This window comes from Thermostichus sp. MS-CIW-23 (genome assembly GCF_054059455.1).
Window position 1 is genome coordinate 55,363 of the sequence record NZ_JBSSCC010000004.1, and the last position, 15,146, is coordinate 70,508.

16 protein-coding genes are annotated in these 15,146 nt (G+C 57.5%); 10 read left to right on the plus strand and 6 right to left on the minus strand.

Features of this window, described 5'->3' with window-relative positions:
- Window positions 1-93 precede the first annotated feature (93 nt).
- From ACVW0B_RS02605 to ACVW0B_RS02615, 3 genes are all read left to right on the plus strand, one after another.
- The gene (locus ACVW0B_RS02605) at window positions 94-1,437 is read left to right on the plus strand and encodes a hypothetical protein (protein WP_457490881.1); all 1,344 of its coding nucleotides are present in this window, start codon (window positions 94-96) and stop codon (window positions 1,435-1,437) included.
- 235 nt (window positions 1,438-1,672) lie between these two features.
- Window positions 1,673-3,139 (plus strand): hypothetical protein, encoded by a 1,467-nt coding sequence (locus ACVW0B_RS02610; protein WP_011434306.1) that lies wholly within the window; start codon window positions 1,673-1,675, stop codon window positions 3,137-3,139.
- A 180-nt stretch (window positions 3,140-3,319) separates the two neighbouring features.
- Window positions 3,320-5,914, plus strand: coding sequence for an ExeM/NucH family extracellular endonuclease (locus ACVW0B_RS02615; RefSeq protein WP_457490882.1), 2,595 nt, complete (start codon window positions 3,320-3,322; stop codon window positions 5,912-5,914).
- A gap of 277 nt (window positions 5,915-6,191) precedes the next feature.
- Here the strand turns inward: ACVW0B_RS02615 and cbiD are convergent, their stop codons facing one another.
- Entirely contained in the window at window positions 6,192-7,298 is a 1,107-nt protein-coding gene (cbiD, locus tag ACVW0B_RS02620) for a cobalt-precorrin-5B (C(1))-methyltransferase CbiD (RefSeq protein ID WP_457490883.1), read from the minus strand.
- A 199-nt stretch (window positions 7,299-7,497) separates the two neighbouring features.
- On the opposite strand from cbiD, the gene ACVW0B_RS02625 reads away from it, so the two are divergent.
- Window positions 7,498-7,851: a hypothetical protein gene (locus ACVW0B_RS02625; protein WP_414350209.1), complete on the plus strand. Its 354-nt coding sequence runs from the start codon at window positions 7,498-7,500 to the stop codon at window positions 7,849-7,851.
- Between the two features lie 38 nt (window positions 7,852-7,889).
- Here the strand turns inward: ACVW0B_RS02625 and def are convergent, their stop codons facing one another.
- The 4 genes from def to ACVW0B_RS02645 all read right to left on the minus strand — a co-directional run bounded on the left by def (window position 7,890) and on the right by ACVW0B_RS02645 (window position 9,438).
- Window positions 7,890-8,480 carry a peptide deformylase gene (gene def / locus ACVW0B_RS02630; RefSeq protein WP_414388951.1) on the minus strand — a complete coding sequence of 197 codons (591 nt, stop codon included), beginning with the start codon at window positions 8,478-8,480 and terminating at the stop codon, window positions 7,890-7,892.
- A 137-nt stretch (window positions 8,481-8,617) separates the two neighbouring features.
- Window positions 8,618-8,932 carry a DUF3593 domain-containing protein gene (locus ACVW0B_RS02635; RefSeq protein WP_011434312.1) on the minus strand — a complete coding sequence of 105 codons (315 nt, stop codon included), beginning with the start codon at window positions 8,930-8,932 and terminating at the stop codon, window positions 8,618-8,620.
- Between the two features lie 3 nt (window positions 8,933-8,935).
- Window positions 8,936-9,262, minus strand: a complete 327-nt coding sequence (locus ACVW0B_RS02640; protein ID WP_457405130.1) for a DUF2499 domain-containing protein — start codon at window positions 9,260-9,262, stop codon at window positions 8,936-8,938.
- Window positions 9,262-9,438 carry an NblA/ycf18 family protein gene (locus ACVW0B_RS02645; protein WP_041437678.1) on the minus strand — a complete coding sequence of 59 codons (177 nt, stop codon included), beginning with the start codon at window positions 9,436-9,438 and terminating at the stop codon, window positions 9,262-9,264. The genes ACVW0B_RS02640 and ACVW0B_RS02645 overlap by 1 nt, the downstream gene beginning before the upstream one ends.
- 119 nt (window positions 9,439-9,557) lie before the next feature.
- On the opposite strand from ACVW0B_RS02645, the gene ACVW0B_RS02650 reads away from it, so the two are divergent.
- The 6 genes from ACVW0B_RS02650 (at window position 9,558) to ACVW0B_RS02675 (ending at window position 12,976) form a co-directional block, all read left to right on the plus strand.
- Window positions 9,558-9,746, plus strand: coding sequence for a hypothetical protein (locus ACVW0B_RS02650; protein WP_414350215.1), 189 nt, complete (start codon window positions 9,558-9,560; stop codon window positions 9,744-9,746).
- 69 nt (window positions 9,747-9,815) lie between these two features.
- Complete coding sequence (locus ACVW0B_RS02655) at window positions 9,816-10,067, plus strand: RNA recognition motif domain-containing protein (protein WP_011434316.1); 252 nt, start codon at window positions 9,816-9,818, stop codon at window positions 10,065-10,067.
- A 123-nt stretch (window positions 10,068-10,190) separates the two neighbouring features.
- On the plus strand, window positions 10,191-11,495 hold the full coding sequence (locus ACVW0B_RS02660) for a metallophosphoesterase family protein (protein WP_457490884.1): 1,305 nt from the start codon (window positions 10,191-10,193) through the stop codon (window positions 11,493-11,495).
- 528 nt (window positions 11,496-12,023) lie between these two features.
- On the plus strand, window positions 12,024-12,269 hold the full coding sequence (locus ACVW0B_RS02665; RefSeq protein ID WP_414522358.1) for a GlsB/YeaQ/YmgE family stress response membrane protein: 246 nt from the start codon (window positions 12,024-12,026) through the stop codon (window positions 12,267-12,269).
- Between the two features lie 91 nt (window positions 12,270-12,360).
- A complete protein-coding gene (locus ACVW0B_RS02670; RefSeq protein ID WP_414522357.1) occupies window positions 12,361-12,735 on the plus strand; it encodes a hypothetical protein in 375 nt (124 codons plus the stop codon).
- A gap of 1 nt (window position 12,736) precedes the next feature.
- Window positions 12,737-12,976 carry a hypothetical protein gene (locus ACVW0B_RS02675; RefSeq protein ID WP_414329398.1) on the plus strand — a complete coding sequence of 80 codons (240 nt, stop codon included), beginning with the start codon at window positions 12,737-12,739 and terminating at the stop codon, window positions 12,974-12,976.
- A 113-nt stretch (window positions 12,977-13,089) separates the two neighbouring features.
- Here ACVW0B_RS02675 and speA read toward each other — a convergent pair whose 3' ends face one another.
- On the minus strand, window positions 13,090-15,012 hold the full coding sequence (speA, locus tag ACVW0B_RS02680) for a biosynthetic arginine decarboxylase (protein ID WP_457490885.1): 1,923 nt from the start codon (window positions 15,010-15,012) through the stop codon (window positions 13,090-13,092).
- Between the last annotated feature and the right edge of the window lie 134 nt (window positions 15,013-15,146).

Consider the following 15,146-nt stretch of genomic DNA (forward strand, 5'->3'; position numbering starts at 1 on the left):
GGTTGCCAAAAGTGAAACCGCCACGTCCTCTCCCCTTTTGGGAGCTATTGTCAGGGTATAGTCCCCCAATTTCCAATCCTCAGGAATATTGCTATGCGCGCCCCCATCCCCTGGCTGCTGAGTTCACTGAGCTGGGTGGGCATTTCCCTGGCCGGAGCAGCCCTCGTCCCTACACTGATGGTGTCCACCTCGCAGGCAACCCCTATGGATTTTCCGCTCCACCAGTCCCTTTCTTCCCCCACTCCTTCAGAGTGGGCGGAATACTTGGCCTACAGGCAGGTCATCGACCGGACGATCTCCATGACCTGGGATCCGCAAGCGCGAGCCTTGGCAAAGCAGTATGGGCTGGATATCGTCAACATCACCTGGGAAGATACCGGACGCCACAAGGGATCCGCCCTTGGCCCCAACATCAGCGACATGACCATCCAGGTACACCAGCTCAACCCCAGAACGGGCCGCTACGAGCTGAGCCTGATGCCGGTGATCCGCTACCCCAACTTTGCCGATCTGTCTGCCGACCTGCCCCTCGACAGCCTGCAGGTGCTGGTGGGCAATGAAAAAGGAAAACCCCTGCAACCCGTGTCGCTGCGAGAGCTGCTGGGGAATCTGCGCCGCTACTTACATGATCCCGGCTCCTGGGCCGGCAACCGGAACTCCCTGCTGGCCCCACGGGATAGCCATGTGTTGGTGAGCGCCCAAGCTGCCTTTTTGCCCATCCCTGCCGGGGGATCCGCTCAATTCAACCCGGTGCTGTTCAACTACCAATCCTATCCCGGTAACCCAGCCGTACTGGCCATTTTGGCCACCCGCGAGGGCACCAGCATTACGGTGATCGAGAACCGCACCGAAGATAGGGTGGGCGGGGCTATTTGGGGCCAGCGCCTTTTCTTCAATCAAAACGGTGAACGGGCCAGCCTCACCGGGCAGCGCCTCAGCGATTTTCGGGCCGAGCAAGCCGCCGACCCAACCCCCAGAGATCCCCATTCGGCGGAAGTAGCAGAAGAAGCCCTGAATCTGGTGATGCTGATCCAAGTGCCTCTTCATCAGCGGCAGCCGCCGCGAAGGGAAGTTGAGGATATCTCTGTCAAGTTTTTCGGACCCGCAGCCGACCTGGCCGGCCTCAGCAATGTAGAAGCCGCTGTCATTGGACATGGGCCGGTGGAAGGCCCCTTCACCGAGGTCAACAACCTGGACATCGAGCGGGATCCCCGCTTTCCCATTCGGGTCACGGTCCAGTTCTACAAAGCCACCGACAATGGCGTGGTCTCTGCTGAAGACATGGCCCAAATCCACCATCAAATTGCCCGCGTCTATCGAGAGGCCGACTATGTGGGCAGCTTGGTGCTTCAGCGGGACACAGGCCGACCTACGGAGTACGACCGTGATGCAGAGACAGAGCGCCCCTTTCCCTTTCCTGGGTGGCCGTGGCGTTAGGGCCTGCTGCGCATTTTTCCCACAGCCTGCAAGCGGGTGGCAGCATCTTCTCGCGCCTGGGTTTCTCTACTACACTGACAACTGACCTGGTGCCAAGAGGAGGGGGTGTCGGCCCGATATCCTCGGCAAGGTCTGGGTCTGTAGAGGCGGTTGCCAAGGTCTCATTTCTTGAGGCCATGGTGCTTGCCTGTACCAGCTCTTGCCCAAGGCAGTGGGGAGCTTTTCCTGCAACACTATGGCTGACGCAGTTCCCGTTCGGCGCTACGACCTGTTTGTGCAGGCTTCCCGGCTGCTGCAGCGCTACCGGCAGCTCACGCCGGAACTCCGTCCGATAGGGCTAGAGGTGGCCCTGGCCATCCAGTATCACCGCGCTCAGGCCGGATCGGGATCCCTGCTGCCTTGGGTGGGATCCCCTCGCGGACTGCCCTTGCAGCAAGTGGCCCAGCGCATTTGCGACCCGTTTTACAGCAAAACCCACCCTCTTTTGCCGACCCTACCCGAAACCGGCGAGCCTTTGGTGTGGCCTCTGTTCAACCAAGGGGAAAACGGCTTGATCCGGCCCCTGGCCCCGAGCAAAGTGGGCGGGAAACTGGCGGAACGGCGCTGGCTCAAAGCCTGCAACAGCCAGGAAGGGATCGGCTGTCATGCCTTGGCGGCCCACCTGTGGCAGGACGAGCGCTTTTTGGCCGAAGACCGGGATCTTTGTCCTTTCCGCCTTTATGATGGGCGCTACCCCTTGAGCGTGGATCAAGGGCGACAGACTTGCGGCTTTGACGATCACCCCTGTGGCTGGCAGCCGGGACACCCCAAAATGTTGCAGGTGGTGGGCAAAGGCAAACAGGCCGAGATCCTGCTCCCCCACTGGACGGATGACATGTGGGCGATGCTCATTCCCTCCCATCGTCCGCTGCCGATTTACCCGCTCTTGGTGATGCTTTACTTTGGCCAAGAAACTTTGCAAAAGGGGCGGAGCAGCCTCTCCATCGAGCAATTTCGTCTGGATTTTCAGTTCAGCCAGTCTCAACTGCGCCTGTTGTTCGACACCCACCCTGAGCACCCCTTGAATCGACACCTGCTTACCTGGGCTCAGCAGCCAGAGGTGGAGTGGGGATCCACAGAACTCTTGCCCCAGATGCCGCCCCTCCTGCATCAACCTGCTGGGGGCAAGGTGGTTTTGGATCCCGATGAGCCGCCCCAGTTCCGCAGCAGTGGGATCCCTCACAGCGCCGGGACAGACCCGCTGATGGCAGAACGCCGCCGTCGACGTCAGTTGGAGCGCAGCGAGCGCCACAACGAGATCTTGCACCAGTTTCGCCGCTGGTTCCGCCTGGCAGGATTGGAAGTCCGGGAGGATCAGCATACCTTTGACTTTTTGGCCGTGGCGGACGGGCATCTGCTTTTGGCCGAAGTAAAGCTCCTGCACCACAAGGATGCGGCAGAGGCTTTGCAGGAAGTGGTGGGACAGTTGCTCTACTATGAGCGCTTTGCCCTCGGCCCTTGGATCGAGCAGGGCTTTTCCGTTCAGAAGGCCGCCGTTTTCGATGGGCCACCGCCAGATCCCTATGTGCGATTTCTAGAAGACCTGGGCATTGCCACCTACTGGATCAACGAGCAGCAGATGATCGATGGGCCAGAAAACTCTTTACGCCTGCTGCGCCAGATGGGGGTGCGGGTACGACCGGATCCCGAATTGGGGGATTAGGGGAAAAAGCCTGCCCATGTTCTCCCCTGAGTTTTGACTCAGGCGGGGGTAACTTCTTGTCTTCTTAAGCGTACCTTAGCTGCCCCTTTACTCAGATTCCTTCCTGAAGATGGTATCCATATAGTCCATACAGACGGTAAAAATACGGGATCCTTTGAAGTTTCGGGAGGAGTGAAGCAGATGTGGTCTAGGGTTACTTCGCGTCGTGTTGCCCAATCAATTGCGGTGCTAGTTTTTGGTTTGGTGCTTTTGGTTTCTCTGCAAGGGTTCGGCTCCAGAAGAACTCTTTTGCCAATACTTACACCTGTGCCCACACCGACCCCGACTTCAACACCCACAGCCACGCCAACACCGACGCCCACGCCGGGAGGCTGTGATCCCAACGCCAACCTGATCCCAGTTGGCACTGTCCAGGGCACTGGCTTCACTTCCCCCCTGGTGAACCAAACAGTCACGGTTTCTGGAATCGTAGTAGGAGACTTTGAAAATGAGGGGGTGGCTGGCCAAACCTATCTCCAGGGCTACTACCTACAAGATGATGGTGACGGGAATCCCGCCACATCAGATGGCATCTTCGTTTTCAGTGGCACAGCTAATAACGTCAGGCTTGGGGATAGGGTTCAGGTGACCGGAACGGTTGCTGAGTTCCGCCAGCAAACCCAGCTCTCCAACGTCACCAGCTTTACTGTCTGTAGCTCTGACAATCCGTTGCCGGCCCCAGTGCAGATCTCTCTACCGCTGACTGCGGAGCAAAGGGAAGCTCTGGAAGGAATGCTGGTCACATTTGGAAATCAGCCCCTGTTTGTAACCGACTCCTTCTTGCTGGGACGCCACGGGGAGCTGAGTGTGGCCACAGAGCGGTTGTTCACTCCTACGCAAATTGCGGCTCCCAGCCAGGCAGCTGCCATTCAAGCGGAAAACGACCGAAAGCGGATTCGCATTGATGACCGGCTGCTCACCCAAAACCCAGATCCGGTTATCTACCCCACTCCGGGTGGCCTGAGCGCGGCTAACACTGTGCGCGGCGGCGATCGCGTCAGCAACATCACCGGGATCATGACCCAGTTGCGAGGCCGGAATGTCAGTGGCGATGTGGATGCGACCATCGACTACCGTATCCACCCCAATGATCCCAACAACTTGCCCAGGTTTACAGCCACCAACCCTCGCCCGCAAAACCCACCCTCAGTAGGGGGCTCCCTGAGGGTAGCTAGCTTTAACCTGTTCAACTACTTCAACACCTTCGGCAACGCCTGCTTCCCCAATAACTCCTCCTGTCAGGGAGCCAGCAACGCCACCGAGTTCACCCGCCAGCGGGATAAGCTCATCGAGGCTATTCGCCGCATGGATGCCGATATCGTAGGCCTCAACGAGTTAGAAAACGATGGATACGGTTCGAATAGTTCCATTCAGGATTTGGTGAACGGGCTCAACCAGGTCATGGGGGCAGGAACCTACGCCTTTGTGAATGTTGGAGTGCCCAACCTGGGCGGCGATGCCATCACCAACGGCTTTATCTACAAGCCAGCTACGGTTGAAATTGCCCCCGGCACTAACCCGGCCTTCCTGGACACAGGGGAATTCACCCAAGGCCCCGGACGCTTCCATCGTCCTCCTCTGGCTGTAACCTTCCGGCAGCGGAGCAACAACGCCACCTTCACTGTTGTGGTCAACCACTTCAAGTCCAAGGTTTCTCCCTGCGATCCTATTGACAACGATCCCTTCCAAGGCAATTGCAACGGCAACCGCACCCGGGCCGCTCAGCAACTCTTGAGCTGGCTCGCCACCAATCCAACTGGCTCCACCGATCCGGATGTGTTGATTATGGGGGATCTCAACTCCTACGCTATGGAGGGTCCGATCAAAACTCTGGAGGCGGGCGGGTTCATCAACCTCAATGGCTCCAACAGCTACTCCTTTAGCTTCCAAGGACAGTGGGGATCTCTGGATCATGCCCTGGCCAACAGCAGTCTGAGACCCCAAGTTACAGGCTCAGCTAAGTGGCACATCAACGCTGATGAGCCCGTGAGCTTGGACTACACCCTGAGCTTCAAGAGTCCCTCTCAGCAGAGCCTCTTCTACGCCAGCGATCCCTTCCGCTCTTCCGACCACGATCCGGTGCTCGTTGGCTTGAACCTGACTCCGGCCCCAACACCGACGCCGACGCCCACACCGACACCGACGCCCACACCGACGCCGACGCCCACACCGACACCGACGCCCACACCGACGCCGACGCCCACACCGACACCAACTCCTCCTTCCGTTAACCTGCCTTTGACTGAAGGCTTTGATAACTGCAACCCTGCTCCAGCCGGCTGGCAGATTGTGGATGTGGACGGCGACACCAGTCGTTCCTGGCGTTGTGTCAACTCCCTTGCCGAGGCCAACGCTTTCAACGGTCAGCAACCGGGTAATGACTGGCTGATCACTCCTCCTCTGAACCTGGCTTCCGTCAGCAACCCAGTTCTGACCTTCCGCAATCAGAGTTCTTTTAGCGATAACGGCCTTCCTCCTTCGCAACAACTAAGCGCTCTTTACTCCACCAACTACAGCGGTGCAGGCACTCCAGCGGCAGTGAATGCAGCCACTTGGACTGCTCTGACGATTCCCACTCTCTCTACGGGCAGCTTCGTCGACTCCGGCCCGATTTCTCTGGCTGGGATCCAGCCTTCCAACCGTGTTTACATTGCCTTCCGCTATCGCTCTTCTGGTACAGCTTCCGGCTCGGCCACTCGCTGGCGGGTGGATAGTGTCAACATCTCCGGGAACTAGGTGTGGGATCCTAGTGCCAACCTGAGTCTGATTGGCAGTGGCTGGGAAAGTGGATCTGCTTCCTCAGCCGTAACGCTCTCCTATGTGGTCTTGGCCGGGATCCACCGTTGCTCAGCGGGTTTCGAGCAGAGGGATTGACTTTTGGAGCACGGACTAAAGGGAGAGGAGCCGGGGGTGGTTGCCTTTGGCGGCACGGAGCGCTTAAGACACTTCGGGAGAAAAATGGTTGAGGATCCGGGGGGATTGCAATGTCCTCGTCTCAATCGAAATGACCTCATTATGGGATCCCCACCTGGGCGCAGATTTGCCCCTGTCGGTCGAACAACGTCACCGCCAACAGCAGGGATCGACCGGCATACTTTTGCACATAGCCTGTGGCTCGCTCCAGGATTTGGCGAGCCAACTCCTGCATCACGGGTGCTGCCCAGCCAAGGCCATCCAGATGGTGCACCGCTGCCTCTACTGTCCGCAACTCCAGCACTTGCCGTGCCTGTTCTGCAGTTCCCCCACGCCGGATCAGGGCTGCCGCCAGAATTTCCAAGCGGGCATCGGCCACGTGGCTGGAAGTGGTGAAGATCCCCCCTGCCAGCTTGATCAGCTTGCCGTGGTAGCCGATCAAATGAATGGACTCCGCCCCCCGCAGCGCCGCTTCCACCAGCAACGGCCCTATCCAATTGGCTACTCGCAGGATCTGGTTTTCCGGGATCCCTTGCCCCAGCGCCACCTGCTGCCCATGGCTGCCCACGCAAAAGATCAAATGCTTGTGCCGCTCCAACTTTTGTTGCAGCTCTTGGCGGGCTTGCTCTAAGCTCTCAACACTTGAGGAAGGCTCCACCTCCGCCCGCGTTCCCAACAGGGCCAGCCCTTCCAGCACCCCAAAAGCGGCATTGGATGTGCGCTCGGCCAGCAGCTTTCCTTCAGGCAAGATAATGCGAACCCGCAACCGGCAATCGGGGGGGATCCCCGGCAAAAGATTGATCTCAAACAAACGGCGGGCATAGGCATAAATGGCCGGGCTGCCATCGGTGCGTCGCCCCAGCCCTTCCCCGGCTTCCAAGATCAAGGGGGGATCCTCGGGATCCCTCTCCTCCAACCTCACCCAAGCCCAGACCGGTGTGTCGCGGGTGAGATCCAGGTGGGGGCCGGGATCCGAGCGGGTAATGGCCAGAGCTGTTGTCTTCTCCAAGGCAGCTACCTGCTCCACCGGGATGTGGATCCAAGCCTCAAGGGACTGGGGCTCAGCCTGCACCGCAATCGCCAAGCGCCCCCCTTCCTTCTCCAAAGGGATCCCCAGAAGGTGGTGAAGAGCAGCTCTGGCCGAAGCAACGGCGAAAACCGGCAAGGTATAGCCCCGCGGTCGGGATCCCTGAACAGCATCCTGCATCTGCACAGATTTTTGCTTCGGAAATGGATGACCGGAAAACCAAAATCTCCGGAAAATGCACACCTCAATTGTGGCTTGTGAGAGAACCCAGGAGTTTCGGGGAACACCTCCCGGAAGCAATCGTTAAATGATCTGGGGGAAGAAGAGGGGATCCGAAATTTGCCTTTTTCAATGAAGGTAGTCGAAAACTGGGGCAGCTATGAGCGAAGCAGTGCAGCACTACCTTGAGCGTCTGGAGTCGCAAATACAGGAGCTAAAAGCTGCCATCGAGCGGATGCCCGAGCAGGTGGTGGCTGTTCTCCTGGCTACCCAGGAAGCCAAAAAAAACACCCCCGCCCCCTCCCGTTACAGCGTTCTAATCTCAGACTTGGTGGAAGATGGCAGCCACAACTTCCTGCTGGATGATGAACCCACCGTGGTGAGCAACCGCAGCATGGGGCATGAGCTGGCCCCCGAAGCCCAAATACAGCGCCTGAGTGCCCAGTTAACCGCTGCCTACAACCGCATTGCCGCCCTTGAGGAGCAGCTCTTGGCCCAGCGCTTGCAACACTAAACCAAACCGACAGTCGTCCGGACCGGTCTGGAAAGGCTTCAACGGGGAACAGCAGAGGGCTTGCCTTTGCGTTGCACATCCTGCATCTGGAAGCCGTGTTTGCGCAGCTCTTGATCCAGCACCAGCTCGTTTTCCACGTGATCCACAAACAACACGCCGTTGAGGTGGTCGATTTCGTGCTGGATCACCCGCGCCAGCAAATCGTCCGCTCGAAGGGTGCGGGGCCGCCCCGTTTCATCCTTAAACGAAACCACAATCCCTTCTGGGCGCACGACCTCGCAAAACACCCCCGGAATGCTTAGACAACCCTCCTGCCCGGCAACGGCCTCGCCAATGTACTCCCGGATCTCCGGGTTGATCAGCACCAGCGGTGGCACCTCCGGCTTATCGGGATAAAGATCCACCACAATCATGCGCTTGGGAATGCCAACCTGCGGAGCCGCCAGACCAATCCCATCGAAGCTGTACATGGTCTGCAGCATGTCCCGGGCAAGCTGGCGGATCTCGTCGTTGACCTGGCTGATGCGCTTGGCCGGCTGCCGCAGCACCTTGTCCCCCATGCGATAAATGCGCAGGGGCGGATGCTTCAGCTTCACTTTGGGAACAGCAACAGAAAGGGTAGCCACCATCCGGCAGATCTCTTCAGAATAAACAGCAGGTATCGGGTCTGGATCCCCATTCTACATTCAGTCCTGGTTGTGCTGAAACCATTGTTGCCTAGCTCTCCTCTCCCTTTGGAGAGGGGGTAGAGGCTTGTTTGGGATGATCATGGCTCAGGGTTGCCGTCGCCAGCCTCTGGAAGTCGTTGGGCCTGTTGGTCAATTCCCTGCTTAAAGCCCAAGGCCACCAAAATATTGGAGAGGGTGAGAAAAGCCTCTGCCCCTCCATGCAAGGGATCCACATTGGCCAGGGAAGTGCCGTAGTGCATCTGAGCGTACAGCCCTGCCGGGATGCTGACGGCCACAAAAAGCAACAACAGCCAAAATCCAACCAAAGCCAAACGTGGGATCCGGCGCAGCCGCGACAGGAAGAATAAAAAGACCAGGTAGGGGAACAAAGAAAGGGCAAATAAACTGTTCATCGCCTAGTCGGGATCCCCCTCCTGTGCAGGCTCGTCGGCTCTCTCAGCTCGCCAAATGCGGTAGGCAGCCCAAGCCAGGGTACAGTTGCCCAGCAAGGTCAAGCTGGCCTGTGCAGTGACCACCCAGTCCAACTTGGGGTCGTTGTCAAACCAGTGCCAGGTGATTGCGCACATTGCCCCCGACAAAGCGGGCAGCATCGCCCAGCTCAAACTTCGCCATTCGGGCTGGCCCACCCGCTCCCCAAATTGCCACACGAGCACAATAGCAGCGATCCACTCCAAGACGCTGGCAATGTGAATCCACCAGGTGGGAAGCGAAAGGGCGTGCATCAGGCGCTGAGGGAATGACGCAGCAGTTGGCGGTAAGTGGCCTCCTGCAACAGCATTTGCTTGTGCAGTTTGACCAAAATGTCTTTGGCCTGCTCGGGGCTCATGCGAGAAACCAAGGTCTCGAAAGCCCGCTGGCGAAATTGCTGCTCCAAAGAGAGCTCTAGCGTTTCATCCATCATTATCACCTCAGGGTGCTCAGGTAGAGAGGTCTGCAAAGAGTTCCAACAGCTCAGATCTGGCCAGGTGGCGCAAACAGGATAATACATATCTTAACAAATCGCAACAACGTGACAAGATGCCGGATCTCGACGTGCCGGAAGGGAGCTTGGCCGAGGCGAGGGCAGAGAACCTCAACCCAGTGGCAGAAAAAGTACAGGCCCGTCAAGTTGGACAAAGGTGCATTTTGGATGGGGAAGGGGGAAGATTTTCCGGCAGGGATCCCTTTACATCCTTTCACGTTGTGCGACTTAGCAAGGCTCCATGATAGAAGTGAAGTACTCTGGAGCTTTGTTGCCACCCTTGCTGATTGGTGACTTACTTTGCTTGAATTGCCATGACCATTTTTGTGGGGAACCTAAACTATAAAGCCTCAACAGAAGAACTGAAAGCTTTCTTCCAGCAGAGGTGGAACGTTAAGTCGGTTACAATCCCGATAGACCGAGAGACAGGTCAGACACGAGGCTTCGCGTTTGTGGATCTGGCAACCGAAGCTGAGGAGGACGAAGCCATCGAGAGCGCGAACGGGCAGGAATTCATGGGCCGGCCTCTGCGTTTGGATCGAGCCAGGCCCCGCCGCCAAGCCTAAGCAAAGATTGTTCAACCCTGGGTTTGCCATTCTGGACAACCAAAGGACTCCGTCCCGCTAACGCGAACGGCAAAGTTTATCCCAACAGATGGGAGAGCTGCAAAGTCTCCAAGAGCGCCCAAGATGGTAAGGTTGCTACATCTTTCCGACATTCATCTGGGCAGTGGTCTTGCCTACGGCCACATTAACCCAGCTACCGGCCTGAATACCCGTTTGGAAGATTTTGTAGCTTCTTTGCGCTTGTGCATTGACCATGCTCTCAACCAAGCGGTGGATCTGGTGTTGTTTGGGGGCGATGCTTTCCCCGATGCGACACCCCCCCCTCTCCATCAAGAGCTTTTTGCCCAACAGTTTCGCCGCCTGGCCGATGCAGGGATCCCAACCGTCCTGTTGGTGGGCAACCACGATCAGTACGGGCAGGGACAGGGAGGCAACAGCCTGGCTATCTACCGCGCTTTGGGGGTCTCAGGCTTTATTGTGGGGGACAGACTGGAAACTCATCGGATCGAAACTCGCGGTGGCCCGGTGCAGGTGACCACTTTACCTTGGCTGAGTCGCTCTGCTCTACTCGCCCAACAGGAAAGCTTGGCGCTTGAAGGGGAAATCCTCGCGCATCAGCTCCTGCAGCGCCTCCGCCTAGCCCTAGAAGGGGAGATCCGCACCCTGCAGCCAGGGATCCCGGCGATTTTGTTGGCTCACGTCATGGTGGAGACAGCCCGCTACGGAGCAGAACGCCATCTTTCGGTGGGCAGAGGATTTACGGTGCCCCTTTCGCTGCTGGCTCGGCCTGCCTATCAATATGTTGCCTTGGGGCATGTACACCGTCACCAGGTGCTGTGTCGGGATCCCTTGATGCTCTATCCCGGCAGCATTGAGCGGGTGGATTTTGGCGAAGAAAAAGAGGAAAAAGGCTGTGTGCTGGTGGAAGTCACCCCTACGGGGGCCAGCTATGAATTTTTGCCCCTGCCAACCCGTACCTTTCACACCATTCGCCTGGATCTGAGCGCAGATCCACCCCAGCAGGCGCAGTCCAAGCTGCTGGCCGCCATCGCCAAGGCCCCCGTGGCCGGCTCCATCCTGCGGTTGATCTACCGCATACGGCCCGACCAGCTAGAGTGCATTGATGAGCGGGCTCTGCACAACGCTCTTGCCCCTGCTTTTAGCTACACCATCGCCCCAGAAGTGGTCAGCCCCAGCCGCATCCGTCTGCCGGGATGGGATCCCAGCCGACTTGAGCCCCTGACGGCTCTGGAGCAGTATTTGGCCAACCGCAGCGATCTGGCCCCCTTGCACAACGATTTGCTGGCCGCCGCCCGTCAGTTGTTGGAGGAATATGCGGATCCCTTGCAGGACTGGGCCCCCAACTGGGAGGAGCTGGGATCTTCAAGCCTTGCCCCAGTGGAAGAGGAGCAGTTGCCTTTGTTTTGATTGGTTTTGAGATGCTCTCTTTGTCGCCTCAGGGTTCATAGGGGTGGGGATGGGGGATCCCTGTAGAAGAAATCAGGACAGGAGTGCTCGCCAAAGCTGCGGGCTCCTCAAGTTTCAAGTGATCTGAATCACTTCGAAATGGCAAAAAGCAACACAAACTGGGAATCGGGTTGAAGACGTTGGCAACGACGGCATCAGCTCACTCACAGGGAACTGACTCAGACTGGTAGACCTCACACTGCCAGTCTTTTTTTGTTTAGGGCCTGGGGGCTGTGAAGTCGCAGCGAGCGGGGGATCCCTTTCTAGCATTCATGAAATTCCCATCTTCTTTTCTATAGAGTCAGTCTATTAAATCTATAGAGTCTGTATATTAAAAGACAAATAACGATCTGTTCTCGGCAGAGGCTACCAATTTGTCAAGTGGGCGTCAAGTGTGCCAAGTGTACAGAAGGTTAGTTCTCAGGGAATTTATTTTCTCACAACAATAGGTATGCTGTAGAAACAGCATACTATGGAGAAGTAGGTTCTATGGACAGTATCCTTTGGTTTCTCTTGATCGGAGCCCTGGCGGGTTGGCTGGCAGGGAATATTCGACGCGGTTACGGATTTGGATTGATAGGCAACATAATCGTTGGTGTTTGCGGGGCATTTTTTGGCGGGTTCCTCTTCGATTTGCTTGGCCTGTCGGCTACAGGTCTTTTGGGAAGTTTGTTGATGGCTACCGTTGGGGCTTTGGTTTTGTTGGCGTTAATTGGCTTCGTTCGTCGGGCTTGATCTTTAAACTGCTCGCAAGAGTTTGCGTTTTCGTTGCAATCTTGATTGAACATTTACTGGATTGAACATTTACTGGAGAAGGAGAATTTTTATGAGCATTCGTGTTCTTTCGGCAGCGATGATTGGCTTAGCCATCCCCAGCATGGGTCTGTTGACAATGCCATCTGCTTCTGCCCAGCACTTGTTTGATTTGGGAGTGCGCCAACTGCAGCCGGGCACCATCATTCCCGTCCAGAGCTTCAAGGGAGAAGAGCCCCAGTACTTCAGTCCCAACAGCACCCACCCACTTACCCTGCGGGTAGCCCAGGACATCTACAACGGCAGCGGCCAATTGGCGATTCCAGCAGGCAGCGAGGTGCGAGGCAGCTTGCAACCGACTCAGGGAGGGGCCAGGTTCTTCGGCACGGCTTTGATTGCCAATGGGCGACTTTACTCGGTACAGATGTCTTCTGATTTGATCCACTGATTTGATCCACACTGAGAAAGACCCGCGCCACTATTCTGCCGAAGCGATTGCTCAAGATGCAGCCATTGGTGCTGTGGGGGGTACGGTGCTGGGCTTGCTCACAGGAGGCGTTTCTGCTTTAGGGGTTATTGGCGGAGCCGGAGCCGGAGTAGCGGTGGGCAATATCACGGCACCTCAAGTCGTGGTGTTGCGCCCTAACCAAACGATTAACTTGGCTTTGGACAGTCCGGTGCGTCTGTGATCGACAAATTTTTGATCTGGTTTTGATTTGGTTTGATCTGGAAGCAAAAAGGATCCCGGTTTTAGGCCGGGATCCCTGTTTGGTTTTAGGGATTTTTTCGAGGAACACCACCTTCAGTGCAAGTAGGTGTAGGCCCGCAGATTGTCTTCAAAGTGCTGCTGCAAGGCGCGGGCTTGATCCAGCGTGATCTGCCCTCGCTGCAGGGCGGTCTCGGTGGCTTGGTGGAGGGTCTCCACCAGATCTTCGCTGTTGTACTGCACCCAGCTCAGCACCTCGCCGATGGTGTCCCCCTTGATGACTTGGGAAACGTGGTAGCCGCCGGGGCGGGAGCGGATATGCACCGCGTTGGTATCGCCAAACAGGTTGTGCAGATCTCCGAGAATCTCCTGGTAAGCGCCCCCCAGAAACACCCCCAGCAGGTAGGGATGTCCGTTGGGGTCGTGCAGCGGCAAGACCGAGGTGATCTGCCCATCTTCGCCGAAGAAGCGGTTGATCTTGCCGTCGCTGTCGCAGGTGAGATCGGCCAGGGTGGCCCATTGGCGTGGCTCCTCATCCAGACGGTGGATGGGCATGATGGGGAAGACCTGGTCGATGGCCCAGCTATCCGGCAGGGATTGGAATAGAGAGAAATTGCCGTAGTAGATGCTGGCCAACATTTCGTCCAGATCCAAGAGATCCACCGCCACCGGATGCCCCGCTTGGTGCTGCTCGTAGGCCAAGGTGCAGATCTTGTCGGAGCAGTTCCAGAACAGCCGCTCCACTTCAGCTCGCTCCTGCAAGCTGAGGGATCCCTCAATGAACTGGCGCAGGGCGGCCTCCTTCAGCTCCTGACAACGGCGATAGTTGACCACCAGAGTATCGGGCTGGATTTGGTAGTAAAGCTGGTTTAGCTTCTGGATCACCTCCGCATCGGAAGTGAGCTGGGTGGGCATGGGGTAGGGGCTGGCAGCGTTGACATCTTGCACGTCAAACACCAGCACCGACTGGTGGGACATGAGGGCGCGTCCGCTTTCGGTCACCAGTACCGGCGGCTGGATCCCGTGGGGTTCCAGGGCGGTGAGCACGGTCTGCACCACGGTGGCGGCGTAGTCCTCCATGCTGTAGCTCTGGGAAAAAGGATTGGGGGACTGGGATCCGTCGTAATCAACCCCCAAGCCGCCGCCGATATCCAGGTAGCCCATGGGTGCCCCCAGCTTGGTGAGTTCGATGTAGATTTGGCTGGCTTCCCGCACGGCTCGTCCATGCACGCTCACCATCGAGATCTGGGAGCCGATGTGGTAGTGCAACAGGCGCAGACAATGCAGCTTGCCCGCTTCCCGCAGCCGTTCCACCACTTGCAAAATCTCGGTGGCCGTCAGGCCGAACTTAGCCCGATCCCCAGCCGAGGTGCCCCAGCGTCCACTGCCCTGGGCGGAGAGTTTGGCCCGCACCCCCAAGATGGGGTCGATGCCCAGTTGGTCGGCAGCCTCCAGCACCAGCTCCAGCTCTTGCAGCCGCTCCAAAACGATGATCGGGGTGCGCCCCAGCCGCTGGGCCAAGAGGGCCGTCTCCATAAAGTCGCGGTCTTTGTAGCCGTTGCAGATCAACAAAGCCCCAGGAGTATCCAGCAGAGCCAGGGCAATCAACAGCTCCGGCTTGGATCCCGCCTCCAGGCCAAAGTGGTAGGCACGACCGTGTTTCACCACTTCTTCTACCAGGTGGCGCTGCTGGTTCACCTTGACGGGATAGACCCCTCGATACACGTTGGGGTAGCCAAAGCGCTGGATGGCCTGCTGAAAGCTCTCGCAAATCCGCCGCATGCGGTCGGCCACGATCTCGGGAAAGCGAATCAAGAGGGGCAACTGCAGGCCCCGCGCCACCAGATCCATCACCAAGTGGTACAGGTCAATGCCCGGTTCCTGCTGCTGTAAGCCCTGTGGGGTCACCTCCACATGACCGGCGGCGTTGATACGGAAGTAGGGATCCCCCCAACCTGAGATGCGATAGAGCTTTTCGCTGTCTCGCAGTGTCCAGGGAGAACGAGTCAAAGTCGGCATAGTAGTCCCCCAGATACCGAGATGTGAACAGCGCAGGATTTCTGCACAGAATCCACAATATATTGCCATATTCCAGAATATGTCAAGATTTTTCTGGTGCGGGGGGACTCAGGCCCAAAAACCGCTAAGCCTTG

Excerpts from the sequence above, each read along its gene's own strand:
- ACVW0B_RS02655 (WP_011434316.1), top strand. The coding sequence starts at position 9,816 with ATGACCATTTTTGTGGGGAACCTAAACTATAAAGCCTCAACAGAAGAA.
- ACVW0B_RS02615 (WP_457490882.1), top strand. The coding sequence starts at position 3,320 with ATGTGGTCTAGGGTTACTTCGCGTCGTGTTGCCCAATCAATTGCGGTG.
- def (WP_414388951.1), bottom strand. The coding sequence starts at position 8,480 with ATGGTGGCTACCCTTTCTGTTGCTGTTCCCAAAGTGAAGCTGAAGCAT.
- ACVW0B_RS02645 (WP_041437678.1), bottom strand. The coding sequence starts at position 9,438 with ATGGATGAAACGCTAGAGCTCTCTTTGGAGCAGCAATTTCGCCAGCGG.
- ACVW0B_RS02650 (WP_414350215.1), top strand. The coding sequence starts at position 9,558 with ATGCCGGATCTCGACGTGCCGGAAGGGAGCTTGGCCGAGGCGAGGGCA.
- ACVW0B_RS02605 (WP_457490881.1), top strand. The coding sequence starts at position 94 with ATGCGCGCCCCCATCCCCTGGCTGCTGAGTTCACTGAGCTGGGTGGGC.
- ACVW0B_RS02640 (WP_457405130.1), bottom strand. The coding sequence starts at position 9,262 with ATGCACGCCCTTTCGCTTCCCACCTGGTGGATTCACATTGCCAGCGTC.
- ACVW0B_RS02665 (WP_414522358.1), top strand. The coding sequence starts at position 12,024 with ATGGACAGTATCCTTTGGTTTCTCTTGATCGGAGCCCTGGCGGGTTGG.
- ACVW0B_RS02635 (WP_011434312.1), bottom strand. The coding sequence starts at position 8,932 with ATGAACAGTTTATTTGCCCTTTCTTTGTTCCCCTACCTGGTCTTTTTA.
- cbiD (WP_457490883.1), bottom strand. The coding sequence starts at position 7,298 with ATGCAGGATGCTGTTCAGGGATCCCGACCGCGGGGCTATACCTTGCCG.
- ACVW0B_RS02670 (WP_414522357.1), top strand. The coding sequence starts at position 12,361 with ATGAGCATTCGTGTTCTTTCGGCAGCGATGATTGGCTTAGCCATCCCC.
- ACVW0B_RS02660 (WP_457490884.1), top strand. The coding sequence starts at position 10,191 with ATGGTAAGGTTGCTACATCTTTCCGACATTCATCTGGGCAGTGGTCTT.
- ACVW0B_RS02610 (WP_011434306.1), top strand. The coding sequence starts at position 1,673 with ATGGCTGACGCAGTTCCCGTTCGGCGCTACGACCTGTTTGTGCAGGCT.
- speA (WP_457490885.1), bottom strand. The coding sequence starts at position 15,012 with ATGCCGACTTTGACTCGTTCTCCCTGGACACTGCGAGACAGCGAAAAG.
- ACVW0B_RS02625 (WP_414350209.1), top strand. The coding sequence starts at position 7,498 with ATGAGCGAAGCAGTGCAGCACTACCTTGAGCGTCTGGAGTCGCAAATA.